The 24236-nt window shown below is 69.2% G+C and carries 19 protein-coding genes and 1 pseudogene; 3 read left to right on the top strand and 17 right to left on the bottom strand.

Features of this window, described 5'->3' with window-relative positions; all coding sequences use genetic code 11:
* Nucleotides 1–6: 6 nt before the first annotated feature.
* The 6 genes from nirD to ACWDUM_RS16665 all read right to left on the bottom strand — a co-directional run bounded on the left by nirD (nt 7) and on the right by ACWDUM_RS16665 (nt 9603).
* Nucleotides 7–426, bottom strand: a complete 420-nt coding sequence (gene nirD / locus ACWDUM_RS16690; protein WP_450134823.1) for a nitrite reductase small subunit NirD — start codon at nt 424–426, stop codon at nt 7–9.
* A gap of 103 nt (nt 427–529) precedes the next feature.
* Nucleotides 530–3064, bottom strand: coding sequence for a nitrite reductase large subunit NirB (gene nirB, locus ACWDUM_RS16685; RefSeq protein ID WP_450134822.1), 2535 nt, complete (start codon nt 3062–3064; stop codon nt 530–532).
* Nucleotides 3061–4560 carry an NAD(P)/FAD-dependent oxidoreductase gene (locus tag ACWDUM_RS16680; RefSeq protein ID WP_450134821.1) on the bottom strand — a complete coding sequence of 500 codons (1500 nt, stop codon included), beginning with the start codon at nt 4558–4560 and terminating at the stop codon, nt 3061–3063. Before ACWDUM_RS16680 ends, nirB begins: the two co-directional genes overlap by 4 nt.
* Nucleotides 4557–6698, bottom strand: coding sequence for a molybdopterin oxidoreductase family protein (locus ACWDUM_RS16675; protein WP_450134820.1), 2142 nt, complete (start codon nt 6696–6698; stop codon nt 4557–4559). The genes ACWDUM_RS16680 and ACWDUM_RS16675 overlap by 4 nt, the downstream gene beginning before the upstream one ends.
* A 12-nt stretch (nt 6699–6710) precedes the next feature.
* Nucleotides 6711–8144 (bottom strand): MFS transporter, encoded by a 1434-nt coding sequence (locus ACWDUM_RS16670; protein ID WP_450135191.1) that lies wholly within the window; start codon nt 8142–8144, stop codon nt 6711–6713.
* 172 nt (nt 8145–8316) lie between these two features.
* A complete protein-coding gene (locus ACWDUM_RS16665) occupies nt 8317–9603 on the bottom strand; it encodes a CynX/NimT family MFS transporter (RefSeq protein ID WP_450135190.1) in 1287 nt (428 codons plus the stop codon).
* A gap of 123 nt (nt 9604–9726) precedes the next feature.
* Between ACWDUM_RS16665 and ACWDUM_RS16660 the strand changes: the two genes are divergently transcribed.
* From ACWDUM_RS16660 to ACWDUM_RS16650, 3 genes are read left to right on the top strand one after another with little or no spacing between them, the layout of a single operon-like run.
* Complete coding sequence (locus tag ACWDUM_RS16660) at nt 9727–10425, top strand: FadR/GntR family transcriptional regulator (RefSeq protein WP_450134819.1); 699 nt, start codon at nt 9727–9729, stop codon at nt 10423–10425.
* Nucleotides 10426–10444: 19 nt separating this feature from the next.
* Nucleotides 10445–10915, top strand: a complete 471-nt coding sequence (locus ACWDUM_RS16655; RefSeq protein WP_450134818.1) for a GNAT family N-acetyltransferase — start codon at nt 10445–10447, stop codon at nt 10913–10915.
* 7 nt (nt 10916–10922) lie between these two features.
* Nucleotides 10923–11945, top strand: coding sequence for a pirin family protein (locus ACWDUM_RS16650; RefSeq protein ID WP_450134817.1), 1023 nt, complete (start codon nt 10923–10925; stop codon nt 11943–11945).
* A 71-nt stretch (nt 11946–12016) separates the two neighbouring features.
* Here ACWDUM_RS16650 and ACWDUM_RS16645 read toward each other — a convergent pair whose 3' ends face one another.
* From ACWDUM_RS16645 to ACWDUM_RS16595, 11 genes and pseudogenes are all read right to left on the bottom strand, one after another.
* Nucleotides 12017–12643 (bottom strand): malonic semialdehyde reductase, encoded by a 627-nt coding sequence (locus ACWDUM_RS16645; protein WP_450134816.1) that lies wholly within the window; start codon nt 12641–12643, stop codon nt 12017–12019.
* Between the two features lie 180 nt (nt 12644–12823).
* Complete coding sequence (locus ACWDUM_RS16640; protein WP_450134815.1) at nt 12824–14470, bottom strand: class I adenylate-forming enzyme family protein; 1647 nt, start codon at nt 14468–14470, stop codon at nt 12824–12826.
* Between the two features lie 31 nt (nt 14471–14501).
* Nucleotides 14502–15650: a steroid 3-ketoacyl-CoA thiolase gene (locus tag ACWDUM_RS16635; protein WP_450134814.1), complete on the bottom strand. Its 1149-nt coding sequence runs from the start codon at nt 15648–15650 to the stop codon at nt 14502–14504.
* A gap of 82 nt (nt 15651–15732) precedes the next feature.
* Nucleotides 15733–15912 (bottom strand): alpha-hydroxy-acid oxidizing protein, encoded by a 180-nt coding sequence (locus ACWDUM_RS16630; protein ID WP_450135189.1) that lies wholly within the window; start codon nt 15910–15912, stop codon nt 15733–15735.
* Nucleotides 15913–16074: 162 nt separating this feature from the next.
* Entirely contained in the window at nt 16075–16695 is a 621-nt protein-coding gene (locus ACWDUM_RS16625) for a TetR family transcriptional regulator (RefSeq protein ID WP_450134813.1), read from the bottom strand.
* A pseudogene (locus ACWDUM_RS16620) lies at nt 16692–17481 on the bottom strand (SDR family NAD(P)-dependent oxidoreductase). The gene ACWDUM_RS16625 and the pseudogene ACWDUM_RS16620 overlap by 4 nt, the downstream one beginning before the upstream one ends.
* Entirely contained in the window at nt 17478–19679 is a 2202-nt protein-coding gene (locus tag ACWDUM_RS16615) for an acyl-CoA dehydrogenase (protein WP_450134812.1), read from the bottom strand. Before ACWDUM_RS16615 ends, ACWDUM_RS16620 begins: the two are co-directional and overlap by 4 nt.
* 7 nt (nt 19680–19686) lie before the next feature.
* The gene (locus tag ACWDUM_RS16610) at nt 19687–20550 is read right to left on the bottom strand and encodes an amidohydrolase family protein (RefSeq protein ID WP_450115806.1); all 864 of its coding nucleotides are present in this window, start codon (nt 20548–20550) and stop codon (nt 19687–19689) included.
* On the bottom strand, nt 20547–21407 hold the full coding sequence (locus ACWDUM_RS16605; protein WP_450134811.1) for an SDR family NAD(P)-dependent oxidoreductase: 861 nt from the start codon (nt 21405–21407) through the stop codon (nt 20547–20549). Before ACWDUM_RS16605 ends, ACWDUM_RS16610 begins: the two co-directional genes overlap by 4 nt.
* Nucleotides 21404–22639 carry an amidohydrolase family protein gene (locus tag ACWDUM_RS16600; protein ID WP_450134810.1) on the bottom strand — a complete coding sequence of 412 codons (1236 nt, stop codon included), beginning with the start codon at nt 22637–22639 and terminating at the stop codon, nt 21404–21406. Before ACWDUM_RS16600 ends, ACWDUM_RS16605 begins: the two co-directional genes overlap by 4 nt.
* 236 nt (nt 22640–22875) lie before the next feature.
* A complete protein-coding gene (locus tag ACWDUM_RS16595) occupies nt 22876–24099 on the bottom strand; it encodes a DegT/DnrJ/EryC1/StrS family aminotransferase (protein ID WP_450115809.1) in 1224 nt (407 codons plus the stop codon).
* Nucleotides 24100–24236 lie beyond the last annotated feature (137 nt).

Below are 24236 nucleotides of genomic sequence, written 5' to 3'. Positions count from 1 at the left end.
CCGTCGTCACGCGGTGCCCACACCGGCCTGCAGCGGGCTGTGCACCTGCACGACACCGCCCCAGACCCGCACGTCGTAGACGGGCAGCCGCATCTCTTCATCGTCGAGGCAGCGGCCGTCGACGAGCGAGAAAACCTGTTTGAGCAGCGGTGACGCGACCGTCGGTTCCCCGGCCCGGTCCCCCACCAGTCCGCGCGACATCACCGCGGCGCGGCCGAACGGGTCGATGTTGCCGACCGCGCGCAGCGTGCCGTCGTCGAGCAGGAACAGCGCCACCTGCTCGCCTCCGCGAAGCAGCACCGCCACGCCCAGCCCCGGGATGAGGCGGCTCAGCGGGCACGCCGAGGTCCATTCGAGTCGTCCGTCGGCGACGCTGTCGCGTCCCGATCCGGTGACGGTCTGCGCATGTGAATCGATAACGGTCATCGGCCGTCCTCCCTGTAACAGCAGGTCTTCATTTCTACGGAGCTGGTGTTACCCCGGCGTTAAGGCACGATTCCCTCGCGGTAAGCAGCGGGCGGGGTTGCGGCTACCGGGGCATCGCGGGCAGACCCATCAGCACCGGGACCTTGCGGACTCCGGATTCGTCGAACGCGACCGTCGGGTCGGCTTCCTCGGGCGCGTTGACGAAGGAGACGAACCGCGACAGCTTCTCCGGGTCGTCGAGTACGCCCGCCCACTCGTCCCGGTAGCCGTCGACGTGCTTGGCCATGGCCGCCTCCAGCTCCTCGGCGATGCCGAGGCTGTCCTCGCAGACCACCTCCCTGAGGTGGTCCAGTCCCCCGTCCATCGCCTCCACCCACGGCGCGGTGCGCTGCAACCGGTCCGCGGTGCGGATGTAGAACATCAGGTACCGGTCGATGTACTTGACCAGCGTCTCGTCGTCGAGGCCACCGGCGAGCAGCTGCGCGTGCTTGGGCGACTGGCCGCCGTTGCCGCCGACGTAGAGGTTCCAGCCGTTCTCGGTGGCGATGACGCCGACGTCCTTGCCCCGGGCCTCCGCGCACTCGCGGGCGCAGCCGGAGACACCGAACTTGATCTTGTGCGGTGACCGCAGGCCGCGGTACCGGTTCTCCAGGTTCACCGCCATCCCCACCGAGTCCTGCACGCCGTAGCGGCACCAGGTGGAGCCGACGCAGCTCTTCACGGTGCGCAACGACTTGCCGTACGCCTGACCGGATTCCATGCCCGCGTCGACCAGCCGCTTCCAGATCGCCGGCAACTGCTCGACCCGGGCGCCGAACAGGTCGATCCGCTGGCCGCCGGTGACCTTGGTGTACAGCCCGAAGTCGCGGGCCACCTCGCCGATCACGATCAGTTGCTCCGGGGTGCACTCCCCACCGGGCATCCGCGGCACCACCGAGTAGGTGCCGTTCTTCTGGATGTTGGCAAGGAAGTGGTCATTGGTGTCCTGCAGGCCCGCCTGCTGGCGGTGCAGGATGTGATCCGAGTCCGTGGAGGCGAGGATCGACGCCACCACCGGCTTGCAGATGTCGCAGCCGGATCCTTTTCCGTACTTGGTGATCAGCGCGGAGAAGGTGCGGGTGCCGGTGGCCTGCACGATCTCGAACAGTTCCGCCCGCGACTGTTCGAAGTGCTCGCACAGCGCCTTGCTCATCACCACACCCGACGACGCGAGCAGCTGCTTGATCGTCGGCAGGCAGCCACCGCAGGTGGTGCCGGCGTTGGTGCAGGACTTGACCGCGGCGATGTCGCAGGCGCCTTCGGCGATGGCACCGCAGATCGAGCCCTTGGTGACGCCGTTGCACGAGCAGACCTCGGCGTCGTCGGGCAGTGCCCCGGCGCCCGGCTTCTCGCCTGCCGGCGAGATCAGCGCGGCCGGGTCGCCCGGCAGCTCACGACCGACCAACGGCCGCAACGAGGCGTAGGCCGACGCGTCACCCACGAGAACGCCGCCGAGCAGTGTCTTCGCGTCGTCGGAGACCACGAGCTTGGCGTAGGTGCCCTTCGCCGCATCGGAGAGCACCACCTCGAGTGCACCGGCGGTCCGGGCGTGCGCGTCGCCGAAACTCGCGACGTCGACTCCCATCAGCTTCAGCTTGGTCGACAGGTCGGCGCCCGGGAATTCCGCTGCACCGCCGAGCATCCGGTCCGCCACGACCTCGGCGGTGGTGTAGCCGGGAGCGACCAGGCCGTAACAGGTGCCCTCGACGGCCGCGCACTCGCCGACCGCGTAGATCGACTCGTCGGAGGTGCGGCAGCCGAGGTCGGTGAGGATGCCGCCGCGCTCCCCGACATCGAGGCCGGCGTCCCGCGCGAGCTGGTCCCGCGGGCGGACGCCGGCGGAGAACACGAGCAGCGCCGCGTCGATGACCGACCCGTCGGAGAGCTCAACGCTCAGGCCCGCCGGCCCCTCGGTGATCGCCGCGGTACCGACACCGGTGTGCACGGCCACCCCGAGGCTCTCGACAAGTCGGGCCAGCAGCGCGCCGCCGCCCTCGTCGACCTGCAACGGCATCAGCCGCGGCGCGAACTCCACCACGTGCGGGGTCATCCCCATGAGCCGCAACGCGTTCGCGGCCTCGAGACCGAGCAGGCCGCCGCCGACCACGACACCGACCGCACCGGGACCGGCCGCCTCGGCGCGGGCGCGGATGCCGTCCAGGTCGTCCAGGGTGCGGTACACGAAGCACTCGGGCCGGTCGTGCCCGGGGACCGGCGGCACGAACGCGTACGAGCCGGTGGCCATCACCAGGGCGTCGTAGGCCAGGGTGTCGCCTGCCGAGGTGGTGATCGTGCGGGCCGCGCGGTCGATGGTGTCGGCGCGGACGCCGGTCCGCAGGTCGACCAGGTTGTCGCCGGCGTAGTCGTTGCCTGCGAGTGCGAGTTCCTTGGGGTCCCAGGTTCCGACGTACGAGGACAGGCCGACCCGGTCGTAGGCGGGTAGCGCTTCCTCGCACAGGACGGTGACGTTCCACTGCCCCGACTCGTCGCGCGCCCGCAACGCCTCCACGAACCGGTGTCCGACCATTCCGTGGCCAACCACCACGACGGACCGAGCACTCGTAACAGACCTGGCACTCGCAACAGACTGGGGGCTCATGCCGCACCTTCTTCCTCGATCGATCCTGTGACGCTGTCTTCGGTGTCCTGCGGGTCCGAGTTGCGCAGCCATTCGCAGATGCCCTGCACCGCCGAGCTGCAGCCGCCGCAGCCGGTGGTCGCGCGGGTCGCGGTCGCCATCGCGGCAACCGTCCGCGCGCCCTGCTTCCACGAGCCGGTCAGCTGTGCCTTGGTGACCGAGTTGCATCGGCAGATCACCGCGGATCCGGGCATGCCTGCGGGGCTGGCGATCTCGCCGCCCGTGCCGGAGCCGCGGCCGATCAGCAGCGACATCCGGTCCGCCGGGACCGGCAGCCGGGCGTCGAACAACTGGGTCAGTGTGCCCACGACGTCCGGGTTGCCCAGCAGTACCGCTCCGACGACCCGGTCGTCGCGGACGACGAGCTTCGCGTAGCGGCCGCGGGTGGGGTCGGCGACGGTGAGCACCTCGCTGTGCGCGGAGTGCAGGTCGGCGTCGATCTCCCCCATCGACGCCAGGTCGATGTCGTGGGCCTTGAGCCGGGTGACGTTCGCGGTGCCGTCGTAGCGGGCCGCGGCGTCCTTGCCCGCCAGGCGCTCCGCGACGACCCCGGCCTGTTCCCATCCCGGTTGCACGAGGCCGTAGACCTCGCCGCGGTGCTGCGCGCACTCGCCGATCGCGGAGATGTGCGGCGCGCTGGTGCGCAGGTGGTCGTCGACCACGATCGCCTGATCGACGTCGATCCCGGCGCTCCGGGCCAACTCGACCTCGGGCCGGATCCCTGCGGAGAGCACCAGCAGGTCGGCGGGCAGCCGGGTGCCGTCGTCGAGGATCACCGCGTCGACGTCGCGGGCAACGGCCCGCCTGCCGAGGACCACGGCCATGCCGAGCTCGGTGAGTACCCGCACCAGCACGGCACCCGCCCCTGCATCGAGCTGGCGTTCCATCGGAAAATCCTTGGGGTGCACCACGGTCACGTCCATGCCGCGCAGCAGGAGCCCGCGCGCGGCCTCGAGGCCGAGCAGCCCGGCGCCGAGCACGACCGCCTTCCCGCCGCTCTCGGCGGCGGCCGCGATCTGCTCGCAGTCGCCGATGGTGCGGAACGCCGCCACACCGTCGGCGAGGGTTCCGTCCGGGAGCACCGCACCCTCGATCGGCGGCAGGAAGGATCGGCTGCCGGTCGCGAGAATCAGTTCGTCGTAGCCGAGCTCGCTGCCGTCGTCGCACCCGACGGTGCGGGTCTCGGTGTCGACGCCGGTGACGTGGACGCCCGAGCGCACCTCGATGCCGTGCCGGTCCCACCAGCCGTCCGGCTTGAGCCGCGTGTCGCGGGCGGTGATCGATCCGGCGAGCACGTTCGACAGCAGGATCCGGTTGTAGGCGGGGTGCGGCTCGCCGCCGATCACCACGATCTCCAGCCGGGCATGCTCGGGGTCGCGTCGCCGCAGCTCCTCGGCGACACGGGAACCGGCCATCCCGTTGCCCACCACCACGATTCGCTTCCGGTCCGTGCTCATGCCACCGCCTCCTTTTCGGCTGCCGGCTCGAGCGTCACCGCGCACGCCTTGAACTCCGGCATCCGGCTGGTCGGGTCCAGCGCCGGGTTGGTCAGCAGGTTCGCCCGCTCGTCGCCCGCGAAGTGGAACGGCAGGAACACCGTGTCCAGGCGCATCCCGTCGTCGCAGCGGACCGTCGCGAGCACCCGGCCGCGGCGGCTGCGCACCGCCGCCATCCGACCGTCGACCAGGCCCATCCGGGTGGCGGTGTCCGGGTGCATCTGCACGAACATCGGGCCCGCGGCGGCCGAGAGTTCGGCGATCCGGCGGGTCTGCGCACCGGACTGGTAGTGCGCGAGCACCCGGCCGGTGGTCGCAACGAGCGGGTAGTCGGGGTCGACGGACTCGGCGGGTCCGTCGTGTTCGACGGCCACGAACCGGGCCCGGCCGTCGTCGGTGGCGAAGCGGTCCAGGAACACTCGCGGCGTGCCGGGGTGGGCGCCGTCCGCGTCGGTGCCTGCCGGGCACGGCCAGTGCAGTGCTTCGTCGGCGTCCAGCCGTTCGTAGCTGACACCGGAGTAGTCGGCGATGCCGCCGGCGGACGCGGCGCGCAGCTCCTCGAACACGACACCGGGGTCGGTGGGGAATCGCCCCTCGGGCTGGCCGAGGCGGCGCGCCAGCTCCGCCCACACCTCGAGTTCCGAACGGGGTCCGGCGGGGGCGGGAACGGCGGCTCGGCGACGCAGGACCCGGCCCTCGAGGCTGGTCATGGTGCCCTCCTCCTCCGCCCACTGCAGCACCGGGAGCACCACGTCCGCCATCGCCGCGGTCTCGGAGAGCAGGAAGTCGCTCACCACCAACAGGTCCAGCGCAGCGAGCCGGTCGGTGACGTGTCCCGCGCGCGGCGCGGACACGGCGAGGTTGGCGCCGTGCACCATCAGCGCCCGCGGACCCTCGGGCGTGCCGAGCGAGTCCAGCAGTTCGTAGGCGCTGCGGCCGGGACCGGGCAGCGAGTCGGGGTCCACGCCCCACACCCCGGCGACGTGGGCGCGCGCGGCGGGGTCGGTGATCTTGCGGTAGCCGGGCAGTTGGTCCGCCTTCTGGCCGTGTTCGCGGCCGCCCTGCCCGTTGCCCTGCCCGGTGATCGGGCCGTACCCGCTGCCGCGCCGGCCGGGCAGCCCCAACGCGAGCGCCAGGTTGATCACCGCGGAAACGGTGTCCGTGCCGGTCGCGTGCTGCTCGGCCCCGCGGGCGGTGAGGATGTACGAGCCCGAGTCGGATTGCCGTGCCCGCCAGAGAATCTCGACCGTCCTGCGCAGCAGCGCGACGGACACCCCGGTGACCCGCTCGGTCCGCTCCGGCCACCACTGCGCGGCCGCGAGCCAGGCGTCGTCGAAACCCTCCGTGCGCTCGGCGATGTAGCCGCGGTCGATCCGGCCGTCGAGAACGGCGATGTGCAGCAGACCCAACGCGAGGGGCAGATCGGTGCCGGGCCGCAACTGCAGGTGGATGCCCCCGCCGGCGAGCGCCCGCTCCACGGTCGCGGTCCGTCGCGGATCCGCGACGATCAGGCCGCCGGCCTCGGCGGCCGCCGCGAGGTGTCCGAGGAAGGGCGGCATCGTCTCCGCGACATTCCCCCCGAGCACCAGGATGGCGCGAGCGGAGGTGAGATCGCGCACCGGGAACGGCAGGCCGCGGTCGAGGCCGAAGGCCTTGCCCGCCGCCGCGGCCGCGGAAGACATACAGAACCGCCCGTTGTAGTCGATGTTCGAGGTACCGAGTGCGACACGAGCGAACTTGCCCAGGAGATAGGCCTTTTCGTTGGTCAGCCCCCCGCCGCCGAAGATCGCGACCGCATCCCTGCCCGCCGCGGCCTGCGCGGCGGCGAAGCCGTCGGCGACGACGTCGAGGGCATGCTCCCACGTGGTGGGCCGCAGCCGACCGCCCCGCCGCACCAGCGGGGCGGTCAGCCGATTCGGGTTGCGCAGCAGTTCCGCGCTGGTCCAGCCCTTCTGGCACAGCCCACCCCGGTTGGTGGGAAAGCTGCGGCCGGTGACGGCCGCCGTGGCTCCGGGAGTCGCGGAGGCAGAATCACGCGAGATCGTCATCGCGCACTGCAGCCCGCAGTAGGGACAGTGGGTGGGGGTGGAAACCAGCATGTGCGAACCGCCTCAGTCGGTGACCAGTGCCGGGGACTTGGCGCCGGCGGCGTGCGTGCGCTCGGACGGGCGCCGCATGAACACCGCCCAGGTGACGACCATGCAGGCCACGTAGAAGGCGAGGAACACCCAGAACGCCATGGTCGCCGACTTGGCGTCGCTGTTGTAGGACGCGCGGAGCACCAGGTTGATGCCAACACCGCCGAGACCGCCGATGGCGCCGGCGAAGCCGATCAGCGCGCCGGACATGTTCCGCGACCAGGTCGCCTTCTGCTCGGCGTCCAGGTGGTCGAGCCCCTGGGCCTTGGCCTCGAAGATCGACGGAATGATCTTGTAGACGGACCCGTTGCCGAGGCCGGAGAGCAGGAACAGGGCGATGAAGCCGAGCACCAGGGTCACCAGCACACCGGTGCTCGCCGCGCCGGCGGTCCGATCGTCGAGCGTGCTCGCGGTGACCAGGAGTCCGGCGGCCAGGGTCATCGCGGCGAACGTGTACAGGGTGATCTTGCCGCCGCCGATGCGGTCGGCGAGCTTGCCGCCGTACGGGCGCGCGATCGAGCCGAGCAGCGGGCCGATGAACGCGATCTGCGCGGTGTGCAGTGCGGCCTGCGCCGGGGTGTCGCCGCCCGCGAGGAAGTTGATCTGCATGACCTGGCCGAACGCGAAGCTGTATCCGATGAACGAGCCGAAGGTGCCGATGTAGAGGAAGGCGATGACCCACGAGTCGCCGAATCGCAGCGTCTGCCCCATCGCCCGGAGGTCGGCCTTCTGGTTGCCCAGGTTGTCCATGAACAGTGCGGCACCGACCGCCGCGACACCGCACAGGGCGAGGTAGATCGCACAGACGATCCACGCCTCGGTGTTGCCGACCGTCGCGATCACCAGCAGGCCGATGAGCTGGACCACGGGCACACCGATGTTGCCGCCGCCGGCGTTGAGCCCGAGCGCCCAGCCCTTCAGTCGCTGCGGGTAGAACGCGTTGATGTTGGTCATCGAGGAGGCGAAGTTGCCGCCGCCGACGCCGGCGAGCGCGGCCACCAGCAGGAACGTCGTGTACGAGAAGCCGGGATTGAGCATCAGGTACAGCGTCGCGAGCAGCGGCACCATCAGCACCAGCGCGCTGAAGACCGTCCAGTTACGGCCACCGAACCGCGCGGTTGCGACGGTGTACGGGATGCGCAGGACCGCCCCGACCAGTGTCGGCACCGCGACGAGGAAGAACTTGCCCGCCGCGTCGATGCCGTAGACGTCGGTCGGCATGAACAGCACCATCACCGACCAGATCGACCAGACCGAGAACCCGACGTGTTCGGCGACCACCGACCAGATCAGGTTGCGCTTGGCGACGTCCTTGCCGCCGGCCTCCCATGCCTCGACGTCCTCCGCGTCCCAGTACGCGATGTGGTGCTTGGGCGTCGACGCGGGCGCGTCGACGCCGACGGTCATTGCCGTGGCGTCGTCCGAACGTGTGGTCACCGGGCCTCCTCGTTGGATTGGATGACCCAGAAACTACGAGCGCGATGTTGCCCCGGTGCTGCCGTCGGTGACCCCGCAATGAACTTGCTCTCACCCCACGTTCAGGCCCGGTGTGAGAACATTTGCGCAGGTGAACGGCGTGTTACGCGGTGTGATCCACGCCTCGGCCCGCATCGGGGGCCCAGCTGTCCTCGAGGAACCGCGGCTTGCACGCCACGTACCCGGCGACCATGACCACCCCGACCGCGACCAGGAGCAGGGCGAACGGCCACGTCCAGCCGCCGGTGAGGTCGTGCAGGACACCGAACATCAGCGGTCCGATGCAGGCCACCGTGTAACCGAGACCCTGCGTGAATCCGGACAGGGCGGCGGAACCGGCGCCGGTGCGGGTGCGCAGGTTGATCAGCGTCAACGACATCGGGAACGTGCTCGGACCGAGGCCGACGGCCACGATCCACAGCAGCGGCGCGGTCATCGGCGCCCACAGCAGTCCGGCGAACCCGATCAGGTAGGCGACCCCACAGGCGAGCACCACCGGGTACGGGTTGGCGATGCGAATGCACAGCGACGGGGCCCCGACCGCGGCGATGAACCCGACCGCGCTGAACAGGGCAACCATGGATCCGCCGAATCCGGCACTCGCGCCGGCCTCGGCGAGGATCTTCGGGATCCAGGTGAACATCGAGTAGGTGATCAGCGACGTCATGCCGAACATCCCGGCCATGCCCCACGCCACCGGCGAACGCCACACCTGTCCCCGCGGCTCCTCGTCCGCGGCGGAAGGCCCCGCGGTGACGTCCCGGGCATCCCGGCCGCGGCGGGAGGCGACCACCGAGATCCAGGGCAGCGCGGCGGCGACCGGAAGCAGGGTCCACACGCCGAGCGAGACCCGCCAGTCGAACGCGTCGGCGAGCGGGACCGCGACCGCGGCCGGCACCATGGTGCCGATCTGCACGCACAGGATGTAGACGGTGCTCACCGCCCCGAGCCGGTCGGAGAAGTACCGCTTGACCAGCGGCGGGATCACGACATTGCCGATACCCATGCCGCCGAGCGCGAGCGCGGAGAACACCAGCAACCCGGCCGTCCCGGACATCACCGCGCGGGTTCCCAGTCCGACGGCGGTCATCACCATCGCCGTCAACGCGACCCGTTCGAGCCCGAACCGCACGGTCAGGCGCGGGGTGAGCAGGCCGAACACCGCGAACATCGCGGTCGGCAGCATGCCGAAGACACCGATGACCGTGGAGTCGAAGCCGATCTCGGCCCCGATCTCGTCGAGCAGCGGGGTCAGCGAGGTGACCGCGATACGCAGGGTGAGGGCGGAGAGCACGATCGCGACGAGAACGGTGAGCCGTCCGGCGACCAGGGATCGCGTCGACAGCCCCTGCGTCGACGGTTCCGAGTCGGACCGTCTCGTGTCCTGCACCGCCACCACTCACCTCACATGTCGTCGAACTCACGCGGAATCCAGAAATCATAGGATGACTGGATGAATCCGGGCAAACGACTAAACTCGGCGCCGTCCCACCCGCCCGGAGAAAAGGCCACCGTGCAACCCGTTCGCCGTACCAGTCTGATCGCGCAGGTCACAGAGCAACTCCGCGCCGAGATCACATCCGGGCGCTGGCCCGTCGGCAGCCGGATCCCCACCGAACCCGAGCTCGCCGAGTTGACCGGAACCGGCCGCAACACCATTCGCGAGGCGGTTCAGGCCCTCGCGCACGCCGGCATGCTCGAGCGACGACAGGGATCCGGCACCTATGTGATCGCGACCAGCGACCTCGGCTGCACACTCGGCAAGTACTTCGCGTCGGCCCACGAGAGGGACGTGCTCGAGCTGCGCCAGGCCCTCGACGTCACCGCCGCCGCACTCGCCGCCCGCCGCCGCGACGAGGGCGACGTCGAGAACCTCCGGGCGCTGCTGGAGAAGCGAAACCTCCTCTGGCGCAGCACCGAACCGATGACCCCGGACGACCGGCGGGCCGCGGTCACCGCCGACGTCGCACTGCACCGGGCGATCGTCGCGGCCAGCCACAACGAGGTCTACCTCGAGTTCTACGACTCCCTTCTCCCCACGATCGAGCAGATCGTCACCGGGCACCCCGTCGACGCGGCGAACTCGTTCGAGTCCGAGCACGGCGAACTGGTGCAGTCCGTGATCGACGGCGACCCCGAGCGCGCCGCGACCGCGGCGAGCCGCTTCCTCACCGATCTGATCGAGCTGCGCCGACCCCCTGAACCGGCCTGACACTTCCTACGATGAGGCGGTGCCGACCATCCACCACGCACCGCTCGACCGCATCGCGCCGGCGACGCTGTACCGGATCATCAGGTTGCGCGTCGAGGTGTTCGTCCACGAGCAGGGCATCGTCTCCGAGCCCGAACTCGACGGCCGCGACCTCGAGCCGAGCACCACGCTGTACTGGACGGAGGAGGACGGCGAGATTCTCGCGACCCTGCGGGTTCTGACCGACGGTCCCGTCGCCCACCTCGGCCGGGTCGCGACCGCCGCGACCGCGCGCGGACGCGGTCTCGCGGGCGAGCTGATCGAGGCGGCGCTGGCCACCTGCCGGGGCGTGGTCGAGATCTCCGCGCAGGCGTACCTCGAATCCTGGTACGGCCGTTTCGGGTTCGTCCGTACCGGCCCGGGCCACATCGAGGCCGGCATCGACCACGTGCCGATGCGGCGCGTCCCGCCCGGCGCGGGCGGGAATCAACTCAACCGCACAGATAGTTGAAGGTTGCATGAACACCAGCGATCCCGTGCTTCAGCAGTTCCGCCTCGGCAGTCCGTGGCAGGCCGTGGACCCCTTCCTGTTCGTCGCGTACCACCACGACGCCTACCCGGAGGGCACCGCCGACCTCGCACCGGACGCCTCCCTCGCGGGACGTCCGCTCGGCCAGGACTTCGGCCACCCGTCGGGCTGGAACATGTACCACGGGCGGCACATCCCCGGCTTCCCCCAGCATCCGCATCGCGGCTTCGAGACCGTCACATACGTGCGGCAGGGCACCGTCGACCACGCCGACTCCCTCGGCGCCACCGCACGCTACGGCGACGGCGACACGCAGTGGCTGACCACCGGCAGCGGCGTCTCGCACTCGGAGATGTTCCCGCTCCTGAAGCGGGACCGGCCGAACCCCCTCGAACTGTTCCAGATCTGGCTGAACCTGCCCGCGTCGTCGAAGACCGCCGACCCGCACTTCTCGATGTTCTGGAGCGAACAGACCCCGCGCGTGGTGCGGACCGACGACGCCGGCCGGGCCACCGAGGTCACCGTGATCGCCGGAAGCCTCGACGAGGTCGACCCGCTCGCGCCTCCGCCCGAGTCGTGGGCGTCGAACACCGACTCCGACCTGGCGATCTGGCATCTCGACCTGGCGCCCGGCGCACGTTTCGAGCTCCCCGCCGCATCGGGACCCGAGACCCACCGGGTGCTGTACGTCTACGAGGGCTCCGCGGTACGGATCGGCGACACTCACGTGGACAGCGGATCAGGGGCGCTCGTCGACGCCGCCGCACCGGTGACCCTCACCGCGGGTGACGGCGGCATCAAGATCCTGCTGCTGCAGGGCCGGCCGATCGGCGAACCCGTCGCCCAGCACGGTCCGTTCGTGATGAACGACGCCGCCGGACTGCAGCAGGCGTTCGACGACTACCGCCGCACCGGGTTCGGCGGCTGGCCGTGGCCGGCGGACGATCCGGTCCACCCCGCCGACGCAGGCCGCTTCGCCCGGCACCCGGGTGGCCACGTCGACACCCCCTGACCTCGGCCTCGCAACGCAGCGGCCCCCACACCGGATCGGCGTGGGGGCCGCTGCTTCAGGGCGGGAGGGCGTCAGGCCCAGGTGATCACGTCGTCGTGGTCCAGCCGCGGCAACCGGTCGAACCAGGGGTCGACGCCCGGGTGACCGATGTTGACCACGAGGATCGACTTGAACCGGCCGTCGGCGAAGAACTCCGCGTCGACACCGGAGGCGTCGAATCCGGCCATCGGTCCGGCTGCGAGACCCTGGGCGCGGACGGCGAGGATGAAGTACGCGGCCTGCATCGCGGAGTTGAAACGACCCGCGCCGGTGCGTGCGGCCTCGTCGGCGGCGTAGTAGTCCTTCATCTCCGGCCGGAACGGCAGCAGGGCCGGAATGTGCTCGTGGAACTCGGTGTCGACGGCGAGCACGGCGACCGCGGGCGCCGACTCCGTCTTGGCGCGGTTGCCCTCGGCCATGTGCGGCAGCAGGCGAGCCTTGCCCTCCTCGGTGCGGACGTACACGACACGCAGGGGCTGGGTGTTCGCGGCAGTCGGCGCCCAGCGGGCGAGCTCCCAGATCCCGGCGAGCTCCTCGTCGGTCACGGGAGCCGAGGAGAAGGTGTTCGCGGTGCGGGCCTGCGTGAACAGCAGCGCACGGCCCGCGTCGTCGAGGCGATCGACAACCTGGTCCGCGGCGCCTTCGATGAGATCGGTCATGAGACTTTCAACTCCGATGCTTCTAGGAAAAAACTAGTACCTAGTCGAAAGGTAGCAGCTCGTGGGCTTCGGCAACACGGGAAGGTTCCCGAAATACCGGGCAGCACCGAGCCGGCACACACCCACACGGTATGCACCGTCCGGATATGCTTTGCTACAACAGATTTCGCAGTCGGACCACTAAAGCGCAGCCAGGACGTCCGCACGCTTGACCTTGCCGGTGGCGTTGCGCGGCAGTTCGTCGGTCCGGAAGATCCACCTGGTGGGGATCTTGTATCGCGCAATCCGCTCGGACATGTACCCGATCAGGTCCTCTTCCGTCACCTCCGCGTCCGGCGACCGGACCACCACGGCACAGACCTCCTCGCCGTAGTCGTGATGCTCGGTACCCAGAACGATGCACTCACGCACCCGCGGATGCTCCGCGAGCACGTCCTCGACCTCGGCCGGGTAGACGTTCTCACCGCCACGGAGAATCAGATCGGAACGGCGACTGCTGATCCGGAGGTATTCGTCCTCCATGATGCCCAGGTCGCCGGTGCGCATCCAGCCGGCGTCGTCGATCGCCGCCGCGGTCGCGTCCGGGTTGTTCCAGTAACCGAGCATGACGAGCGGACCCCGCACGTGGATCTCGCCCTCGACACCGTCCGGGACCCGGCCACCGTGCTCGTCCCGAACCTCGACCCGCATCGTGGGCACGGCGGTGCCGACGGTGCCCGGACGCTCCACCAGGTCTGCGGCCGTCGCCGAGGTCGCCGCCGAGGACGACTCGGTCAGGCCGTAGGACGTTCCGAGGGATGGTCCCGCCGCGGGCAGCATCTCCCGAAGTCTGTCCTTCAGCATGGTGGAAGACGGCGCGGAACTGATCGAGATCGTCTGGAGCGACGAGAGATCGTACGCGGAGAGATCCCCGTGCTCGACGAGCCGGCTCACCATGGTGGGGACGGCGCCCCAGTTGGTGAGACGCTCACGCTCGACCAGTCGCAGGACCCGGTCGATGTCGAACCGACCGGTGGTGATCACCGCGGTGTCGCCGAAGGCGAGGCGGGGAACGGCGAGGTTGTGCAGGGCGGCGATGTGGAAGAGCGGTGTCGCGAGCAGAAATCGCCGGCTGGTCGGAACTCGGCCCAGTTCGGCGGCGAGCGAATCGTTGAACCGGTGGAAATCCACCGCGGCCACCATGTTCCGCTGCGAGTGCGTGGCGCCCTTGGGCCGACCGGTCGTACCGCTGGTGAAGAGGATGACCGCTGGATCGTCCTCGTCCACCTCGAGTGCAGGCAACTCGGCGCCCGGACAGGCCGCCGACAGCGCCGGGATGTCGTCCTCGACGGACAGAACCGGGATGTTGTTCACCGCACCGAGCAACTTCCGGCGAGGAGCGTCCGTGACGACAAGCCTCGGCTCGGAAAGCTGCACCCCGTACGAGATCTCGCGGGCCGACCACAGGGAGTTCATTCCCACCGTGACGGCACCGAGCGCGGTCGCGGCCCAGAAAGTCGTGATCCATTCGGCATTGTTGGCGGACAGGATCGCAATGCGATCGCCCTTCGCGAGGGCGTATCGGGAACGCAACTCGTGAGCGAGCGACGCGACCCGGTCGAGGTGCTCGGCGAAGGTCAGCCGGAGGTCGTCGCACACCAGGTACTCGGCATCACCGTAGCGGGCGGAATCGACGAGCAATCGATGCAGGGACCCGCACCTGTTGCGAAACACCGGCATCGTGGCGCCACGCACCTGCTCCTCGACGATCTCGAAGGCGGCACCCGGCGCGGTGAGTCGCGCGATGGCTTCCGTACGCGCATCCGACGCGCGACGAAGGTCGGACATCTCTACACCCTTCGGAAGACGGTCGATCCGGTCACACGCGCTCGATGATCGCGCCGGTCGCCATGGCACCACCCGCACAGACCGCGACGAGGGCACGTTCGGCGTCGCGACGTTCGAGTTCGTCGACCACCGCCGCGATCAGCCGCACACCCGACGACCCGACCGGGTGGCCGAGTGCGATGGCGCCACCGCCCACGTTCAGCCGGTCCTCGTCCACGCCGTGTACGCGGGCCATCGACATCGGGACGGCCGCGAACGCCTCGTTGACCTCGAACAGGTCGATGTCCCCGACCGACAGGCCGGTTCGCTCGAGCAGGTACTCGGTCGCCTGTACCGGGCCGTCGAGGAGGAAGTGCGTCTCGGCGCCGATGAGGCACTGCGCGACAATTCTGGCCCGCGGTGGCAGACAGAGTTCGCGCGCACGTGCCTCGTCCATGAGCACCGCGGCGGCGGCGCCGTCGGAGATCTGGGAGGAGGTACCCGCGGTGTGCAGGCCCCCGTCGAGGACGGGCTTCAGGCGCGCGAGCGCCTCCATCGACGTCTCCCGCAGGCCCTGGTCGCGGGACACCACGGCGGGCGCCGCCCCGTCCGCCCCTGGCGCCTTCACCGGAATGATCTGGCGATCGAACCGGCCGTCGTCCCACGCTGTTGCCGCGCGCTGCTGGGACCTGAGCCCGAACGCGTCGAGGTCCTCGCGCGTGAATCCCCTGCGGCGCGCGATCCGATCGGCGCCCTCGAACTGGGCCGGGATGTCCACGGTCCAGCCCGCGGGCTTGGGGCTGCCGAAATCGCCGCTGATGTTGGACAGCAGAGGCACCCGGGACATCGCCTCGACACCGCATGCCATTCCCGCATCGATGACGCCGGCGGCGATCTGGGCGGCGATCAGGTGCACGGACTGCTGTCCGGAGCCGCACTGGGCGTCGATGGTCGTCACGCCCGTCCGCTCCGGCAGACCCGCGTGCAGCCATGCGTTGCGACTGACGTTCGACGCCTGCTCCCCCGCCTGGGTGACGCAGCCGCCGATCACCTGCTCGACGACCGCCGGGTCGAGGTTCAGCCGCTCGAGCAGCCCCGACTGGACGGCACCGAGCAGTTCGGCTGCGTGCAGGCCGGACAGCCAACCGCCGCGTCGGCCGATCGGCGACCTAGCCGCATCCACGATCACCGGTTTGCCCATTGCAGTCCTCCTCGAGCGTCGCGAGCACAACTAGAATGTGATTCTTGATACACAGGAATATTGCACGAATCACCTTCCGGTCTCACTGGATGGAAGAAGGAACCATCAGAATTTCGTTCTCGTTCCGACCGGTGGCCGCACGCGCCCGCGATCGGTTGAGATCCCGGATGTCGCGCACACCGAGCAGGGTCATGCCGCGCTCGATCTCCGACCGCAGGATCGTCAGGACGTGCTCGACGCCGCGGTCACCGGCAACCGCCATCCCGGACAACACCGGCCTGTCGACGGCGTCAAGCTTGCCGACGACTTCGTCGACCTTCTCTTCAACGGCTGGGTCGCATCCGAGAGCCACTGACCCTCGCGGCAACACGATGCCGCCTGCTCGTGAGGAATCCGGGTTTCCACCCCGGAATCTCCCAGGCGCTCACGCGTAGTCCCCGAGGATCAACCGCGCCACATCCTGGACGTTGCGGAGTGCCTCGGGGAACCCGATCCGACCCGTGGTCCACAGCATCAGCGAGTTCAGCATGGTGCTACCGATCGACAACGACGCGAGCCTCGCACGTTCGGCGGGTACACCGTCCATCAGGTCGAAGAGTGCCGTCCTGTTGAGAGCGGATCGCTCGTCGAGAATGTCACGCACGTACGGGTCGTCCGAGGTCTGCAGTTCCACCTCGAGACGCGCGAAGTTCGGGCCGCGCTGAAAGGCCTTCATCTGCCGCGTGTACAGGTCGACGACCCGTTCCAGGACCGAACCGTGCGCCCGCCCGCGTGTGCCCGTGGCCCGCTCCTCGGCGAGCCGCTCCGCGAGAATGTCGTTCCACGCCGCCATCGATGCGGCCAGCAGGTGCTGCTTGGCCGGGAAGTACCGGTACAGCGTGCCGAGCGCGACACCCGACCGCTCCGACACCTCGCGCATCTGGATGCGGTCCGGGCTCGTCTCGCCGAGCATCCCGATCACGGTGTCGAGCAGGTGGCCTCGACGTTCCCGCTGGGCGTCGGTCATGTCGTCGGGGCTCAGTGGCGCGGCAACGGATTCGGTCACGCGTCCAGCTTAGCGGCCGTCAAACCGCCACCACCTGGCCCGTTGTCGGCTGACGAGATGAGATGCCCGCCCAGCACGTCGTGCAACTCGTCCTGATTCCATCGCGACGCCGACCGCAGGCGCGTCTCCACGGTGGGCGCCGCCATGACGTCGATCCGGTCGCCGTACGCCACCAGGACGCGACCGGTGATCGGATCGGCCGCGGGCGACGCGAGGTAGACAACGAGCGGCGTCACGTGATCGGCCGACAGCGGATCCTCCCCCGCGTCCGGACCCGGGCCGAACACCTCGCTTGTCATCGCGGTCCGGGCACGCGGGCAGATTGCGTTGGCGCGCACACCGAATGCACCGCAGCCCCGCGCCGTCGACGTCGTCAAGGCGACGACCCCGGCCTTCGACGCCGCATAGTTGGCCGCACCCGGCGGGCCGGAGGCATATGCCTCCGACCCGCAGCACCGCATCCCATTCGTCCGCAGACATGTTGAACACCATGCGATCCCGGATGATGCCCGCATTGTTCACGAGGATGTCGAGTCCCCCGAACCGCTCGACCGCGAGCGCGATCAGCCGATCCGCGGTGGACTGCTCGCCCACGTCGCCGACGCACGTGACCACGCTCCCACCGCCGCCGCGGATCTCCGCGGCGACCTCGTCGATCCGTTCACTGCGCGCATTGATCACGAGGTTCGCGCCCGCCGCCGCGAGTGCGAGGGCCTCGGCCCTGCCGAGTCCCTCGCCGGCCCCCGTGACGACCGCGGTGCGGCCGTCGAGGAGACCACCCGTCATCGCGGTTCCCGTGGCAGCCCGAGGATCTGCTCGGAGATGACGTTCAGCTGGATCTCGAGCGTGCCGCCGCCGATGAGCAGCGACGGCGTCGACAGATAGGCCTTGGCCGCACGGCCGCCCCCTGACACGTCCGCGCCCAGGCTGCCCACGGCTGCTTCCGGCCCGAACCACTCGAGCACCTGTGCGGTCGCGTCGGTGATGTGGCGCGCCGACGCGGCCTTGAGCGCGCTCGCCTCGACTCCCGGGTTCAGTCCGGACAGGCGTTTGAGAACGCTGCGATGGGCGAGCGCGTCCAGTGCACCTGTGGCGGCGGTGATCCGGCCGAGCGCAGGCAGCGCGTTGTGCCGGTCGGCCGGGTCGAGACCACGCACGACCTCGATCGGATCGAAGCGATGCCGTCCCGCGACGGGCGTCGTCCCCATCGCGACCCGCTCGTTCGCGAGTGTCGTCCGGGCCACCTTCCAGCCCTCCCCCGGCGCGCCCACCAGATCGGCGTCCGGCACGAACACCCCTCCGAGGACGACCTCGTTGAACATCCGGTCGCCGTTGGCCTCCCGCAGGGGCCGGACCTCGACGCCCGGTGCGGTCATGTCGAGGAGGAAGAAGCTGATGCCGCGATGCTTGGGCGCCTCGCGGTCGGTGCGGGCCAGACAGATTCCCCAGTGCGCCTCGTGTGCCTTGGAAGTCCACACCTTGCTGCCGTCGATCCGCCAGCCGCCGTCGACCCTGCTGGCGAAGGTCGTCAGCGCCGCGAGGTCCGAGCCCGCGCCGGGTTCGGAGAACAACTGGCACCAGACGATCTCGCCGCGCAGGGTCGGGGCGACCAGACGTTCCATCTGCTCCTGCGTGCCGTACTGGAGGATCGACGGCAACGCCCACTCTCCGATGACCGTCGTGGGTTGCGGCATCCCGACGCGATCGAACTCCTCGGCGATGATGAGCTGACCGGCAGTGTCCGCACCCACGCCGTACGGTTCGGGATAGTGCGGCGACACCAGTCCCCGATCGGCGAGCAGCACGCGTGCCGCCTGCGCATCGAGCCGAGCGGCCTCCGCGACGGTCGCGGCGACACGCGCCCGGAACTCGGGGCGATCCTCGACCCCGGGTGCCGCGTGCCGCTCGACGGTCAGTGCCAACTCGCCTGCGCTCCTGGCCCACTCGTCCTGTGATCCACCCAGTGCGAGCAGGCTCACCGCCCGCCGCCAGTACAGGTGGATGTCGTGCTCCCAGGTGTTGCCGATGCCACCGAGCAGCGTCAAGCAGTCCAGGACCACATCCACGGCCTCACGCCGGCACACGGTCGCCGCGCGGGCCGCGGTCAGAGCCGCCTGTTCTCGGTCCCCACTGTCCGCGGCCGTCGCGGCATCCCACACCGCGCTGGTCATCATCTCGACCCGGATGAACAGCTGCGCGCACTTGTGCTTGATCGCCTGGAATGAGCCGATCGGCTTCCCGAACTGCTCCCGGATCTTGGTGTAGGCGAGGCTGGTCTCCTGCGCCCAGCGGGCGATGCCGACCGCCTCGGCGCACTGGAGAACGGTCGCGAGCGCGCCCACTTCCCCGGGCGACGCCCCGAGGATGTGGTCCGCCGGAATTCTCGTTTCCGACAGGTGAATCCGTCCGATGTCCCGGGTCAGGTCGACCCCTTCCTCGGCGACGCGACTGACGCCGCCCGCACCGGAGGGAACGACGAACCACACCGGCTTCTCGTCGCACCGGCCCGCGAGCACGAGGATGTCCGCACCGACGGCGCCGAGGACGGGAACCGTGGTGCCCGACGCGACGACCTCGTCGCCGTCGCCGTCGAGCGTGACCGTCCCGGGTCCGAGCGCACACGCACCGGTCGCACCCGCCGCGAAGCGCGGCAACAGCATCTTGTGCGCGGCATCCGTGCCGTGCGTCTCGACCACCGCACTCGCCGTCACCGTCGCGAGCAGCGGACCCGGCACCAACCCGTGCCCCGACTGTTCCAGCGCGACCGCCAATTCCAGCAATCCCGCGCCGGCACCGTCGAACACCTCGGGGATGTACAGCGACGGAATCCCCATGTCCACAAGTTGTCTCCAGTGGTCCGGCAGCTCCCCTCGACCGAGTTCCGTGAACCGGGTCCGGGTCCGCTCCACGGGTGTCTCCCGCGCAGCGAATCGGGCGAGCGTGTCGGCGAGCGCCTCGTGATCTGCTCCGATACCGATCGGCATGTCCGAATCAACCTTTCAGTTTGAGCACCTTGCGGGCGTTCTCGTGCAGGAACTTGGGCCACACTTCGTCCTTGAACGGCACGTGCGGCATGTCGGTGAAGATCCGGTCGAGCGTCAACCCGGCCGGGAAGTAGCCCGCATAGATGATCTTGTCGGCACCACGCGTGTTCGCGTAGTCGACGATCGCCTTCGGGTAGTGCTTGGGCGCGAACGCCGACGTCGAGTAGTACAGGTTGGGCCACTTGAGCATCAGCTTGATCGCCAGGTCCTCCCACGGTTCGCAGCCGTGCCGGGTGACGAACACCAGATCCGGGAAGTCGAACATCACGTCGTCGATGAGTTCGACGTGCTGCACGGCGGACTTCACCCGCGGCCCCGCGATCCCGGCGCACGCGAAGATCGGGATGTCCAGCTCGACGCACTTGGCGTAGATCGGGTACATCTGCGGCGCGTTGAGCGCCACCTGTGGGAACGTGCCCGCGGCAAACGAGCTGACCGAGCGGATGCCGAACTCCTCGTACTCCCGAGTCATCCGGTTCAGGGTTCCCATGATGTCGTTGGGGTCCACCGCGGAACCCTGCGGCACGAATCGGTCCGGGAACGCCCGAACCGCCCGCTGCCCGGATTCCTTGGCCATGCTGACCATGCCGATCTCGATGCCGTGCTTGTCCATCTCGTGCAGCGTCACCGAGATCGGATCGTCGGTCGCGAGATCCGGCACACCCTTGAACATGTACTGCGCAGGCATGTGGAACTCGTCGCGGCTCTGCCGATCCTTCGTCTGACGCGTGATGAACGCGTACTCGTCGTACCCGGCCTCCCGGAAGCCGATGTGTGTGTCGACGATCGGAATGCCGTCGTAGGGCGTCATGCGTTCTGCTCCTTCACGATCGGCCTGCCGTCGAGGCCGTGCACCGTGACCTTCTCACGTTCGAGAATGTCGAGGCTCGCCTCGACGTGGCCGGTGTGGTGCGGTGCGGCGTCGCACAACCACGTCACCGCCTCCACCATCTCCTCGAGCGATTCCGGCACGAACCACCGGGACCCGACCATGTTCGACGCGACCGACAACGCACCCGCCGTCGCGACAGCCGAGCGCGGACGCACCGCGTTCACCCGGATCCCGGTGCCGACCAGTTCCGCGGCCAGGCCCGCGGTCATCCGGTCCAGCGCGACCTTGCTCATGCCGTAGAGGGTCGTGCCGTGGATGGCGGCGTCCAGGTCGGTCTCGCCCGGAGGCAGCGCCTCCACCGGCCTGATCCGTGCCGTGCCACTGGTGATGTTGACGATCCAGCCCTCGCCACGCTCCCGCATGCCGGGGATCACCCGCTGCGCCAGGTCCAGCGGCGCATGCACGTTCACCTCGAACGTCAGGTGCGCGCGCGTGGACGGGTAGTCTCGCAGCGGCTGGAAGATCGCAGCCGCTGCGTTGTTGACGAGGATGTCGATCGGCCCGCCGAGCGCCTCCTGCGCCTCCGGGACGATCCCCGCACGTGCGTCGGCGTCCTCGAGCGCCGCGGGCACGATCACTGCCGTGCCACCGGCCGAGCGGATCACCTCGGCCGTCCGGGCCAGGGTGCCGTCGAAGCCGCGATCGGGCTCGTCGACCGTGCGCGCGACGATCGCGACGGAAGCGCCTTCCGCGGCAAGCCGCTGCGCGATACCGGCACCGATCCCCCGGCTGGCGCCGGTGACGATCGCACGACGTCCGTGCAGCCTGCCCGTCACGCGCTCAGCTCCGCCTCGAGCTGCTCGGCGAAGGACTCGCGCAACAGGACGTCGTTCGGATCGTCGGGCAGCTCGGTGAGCGGCTGCGCGACCTCGGACGGCGTGGGTCCGTGCTTCGCTGCCAGCGGGGCCAGCGCATCCAGGTCGAAGTCGTAGAGCTCGGCGGCGTTCGCCGCGAACAGCTTCCGCAGCTCCGCCTCGTCCACGTCGTGCATGACCTGGCGGATGCACTCGCGCGTGAACGGGTAGGTGCCCTCGTTGTGCGGGTAGTCGCTGCCCCACATGAACTTGCCCTCGCCGAGGGTGTCGCGCGAGGCCATGTCCTGGGCCGAGGGCATCGTGGCACCGACCCACACGTTGCGCCGGAAGTACTCGCTCGGACGCAGCGGCAACTGCTCGTCCTCGCTGTAGAACAGCTCACCGATCCGTCCGGTCCGCTTGACCCGCAGGTCGACGGTGTCGAGCTGACGCATCAGGTCAGGCGCCCATGCGCAGCCCTGCTCGGACACCGCGAACTTGAGCTTCGGGAATCGCTCGAACACGCCGGACAGGATCATCTGCACGAGCGGACGCATCGAGTAGAAGCCGACCTCGTTGATGTAGAGCAGCGACGAGGTCTTGTAGCGGCCGTAGTCCGGCAGACCCGTGCCTGCATGACTGTTCACCGGGACGCCGAGGTCCTCGCAGACCTCCCAGAGTCGGTCGTACTCGGGGTCGTACAGTGGCTTGACCCACTTGATGTCGGGCGCGAGATTGGGCAGCAGGATGCCACCCCGCAGGCCGTTCTCCTTGATCCACTCGACGTCCCTGATCGCCTCGTCGACGTCGTTGAGGAACACCTGTGCGACACCGGCGCGCTGTGCGGGAGCGTCGTTGCAGAAGTCGACGAGCCAGCGGTTGTGTGCGCGGATGCCGGCGAGGCGCTTCTCGAAGTCCTCGGCGCGCGGCGGGCCGGCCAGTACCGCGGCGCTGGGGAAGAACGGCGGCACCGTGTTGGGGAAGAGCACCTCACCGACCGTGCCGTCCTGCTGCGTCTCCCGCTGCCGACGTTCGTTGTCCCAGTTGCGGGTTCGGCCGTCGTCGACCAGGTCTCGGTAGGGGTTCTTGTACTTTCCGCGCCACGCGTCGAACTCCTCGTGCCACGTGGACTCGAGGTAGCTGCGGTAGGTCGCGTGATCGGCGCCGGCGTGGCTGTCCGCGGAGATGAGGATGTAGGGCGTTTCGTTCGTCACTGTGGGCGCTCCTGATCGGCGACTCAATATGAAATCGTGTTCTACACAACTGTCGTTGACATTAGCCAGGTAGCGCCACATGTCAAGTGCAAGTCCCATTCCATAGTAGAACGTCGTTCCATCTCTCTTCCGCGAGGAGCGCCGAACCGGAGAGAACGCAACGAGCCCCCGACCGGAGGCCGGGGGCTCGGGCACGAGCGGACTCGGTGCCGGCGGCAACGCCGCTTGCGTGCGCGCTACGACAGCGACGCGACGAACTTGGATGCAAAGGCGTGAATGCTGGCAACGACGTGATCGAGCTCCTCGTCGCTCATGCCGTGACTCATCCCGAGGGACATGCCGCGCTCGAACACCTCGTCCGCGAACGGCAGGCCGTCCTCGGGTGTGCGGTACTCGACATTGCGCATCATCGGGTGGCGAGTGACGTTGCCGCTCCATACCGTTCGGGTGTCGATTCCGGCACCTTCGAGCGACTCCTGCAGATCCGACCGCTCGAATCCGGCGTCCTCTCGGATCGTGACGGGGTAGCACAACCACGCGGTGTAGAACCCCTCGAGCGGCCTCGGGAGACGGAACAGTGACGGGTAGGCGCCGAAGGCCGCGGTGAACGCATCGAAGATCTCGTGGCGACGCTTGTAGTTGACGCCGAGCTTGCTCAGCTGGACCAGCCCGAACGCGGCACCCAACTCGGACGGCTCGAAATTCCAGGGCAAGACGTCGAAGATGAAGTCGTTGTCGTACGCGACGCCGTCGAGACTCTCGCGGAACACCCGCCCGGTCCGCGCCTGCTCGGAGCCGAACAGGTGCGGCTCGGATCGACGACCCCACCGCCGGAGCATCAGACCCTTGTCGCGGAGCTTCTCGTCGTCGAGGCAGACCATGCCGCCATTGCCGGCGCACGTGATGATGTGCGACATCGCGAAGCTGGTGACGGTGATGTCCGACCGCGATCCGGTCTTGGTGCCGCGCAGGGTCGTTCCGATGCAGTCGCACGAGTCCTCGATGACCTTGAGGTCGTGACGGTCTGCGATCTCGCGGATGGCGTCCCAGTCGGGTGCGTTACCGGCCAGGTTCGGAACCAGGATCGCCCTGGTCCTGTCGGTGATCAGCGCCTCGATCTTGGACGCATCGACGTTGTACGTGTCCGGCTCGACGTCGACGAACACGGGGATCCAGCCACCACGGACGATCGGCGAGACGTCGGTGGAGAAGGTCAGCGGCGAGGTGATGACCTCGGACCCCTTGGGCAGATCGAGCAGTTCGAGCGCCAGGTACAGCGCCGACGACCCCGAGTTGCACATCAGACCCAGCTTCTTGCCGTAGATGTCGGCGACCCGGCGCTCCATCTCGGCGACGTTCTTGCCGATCTTCAATGCGAACGGGCCGCCGCGCAGCACCTCCATGCACGCGTCGATCTCGGCGTCGTCGTGGACACTGCGGGCGTAGACAACTCTGGTCATGAGATCTCCTCATCAAAGGTTCGGGAGGGAGGCTGCAGTGCCGATCCGCGCTGCGGTCGCGTCGGACCCCGCATCGAGTCGATGAGGAAGGCAGCCCGGTCGCACTCCAGGAACGTGTGTGCCCGAATGGGCCGGTG

Source organism: Rhodococcus sp. NPDC003322 (assembly GCF_053589555.1).
This window is presented reverse-complemented; position numbering and strand designations above follow the sequence as displayed.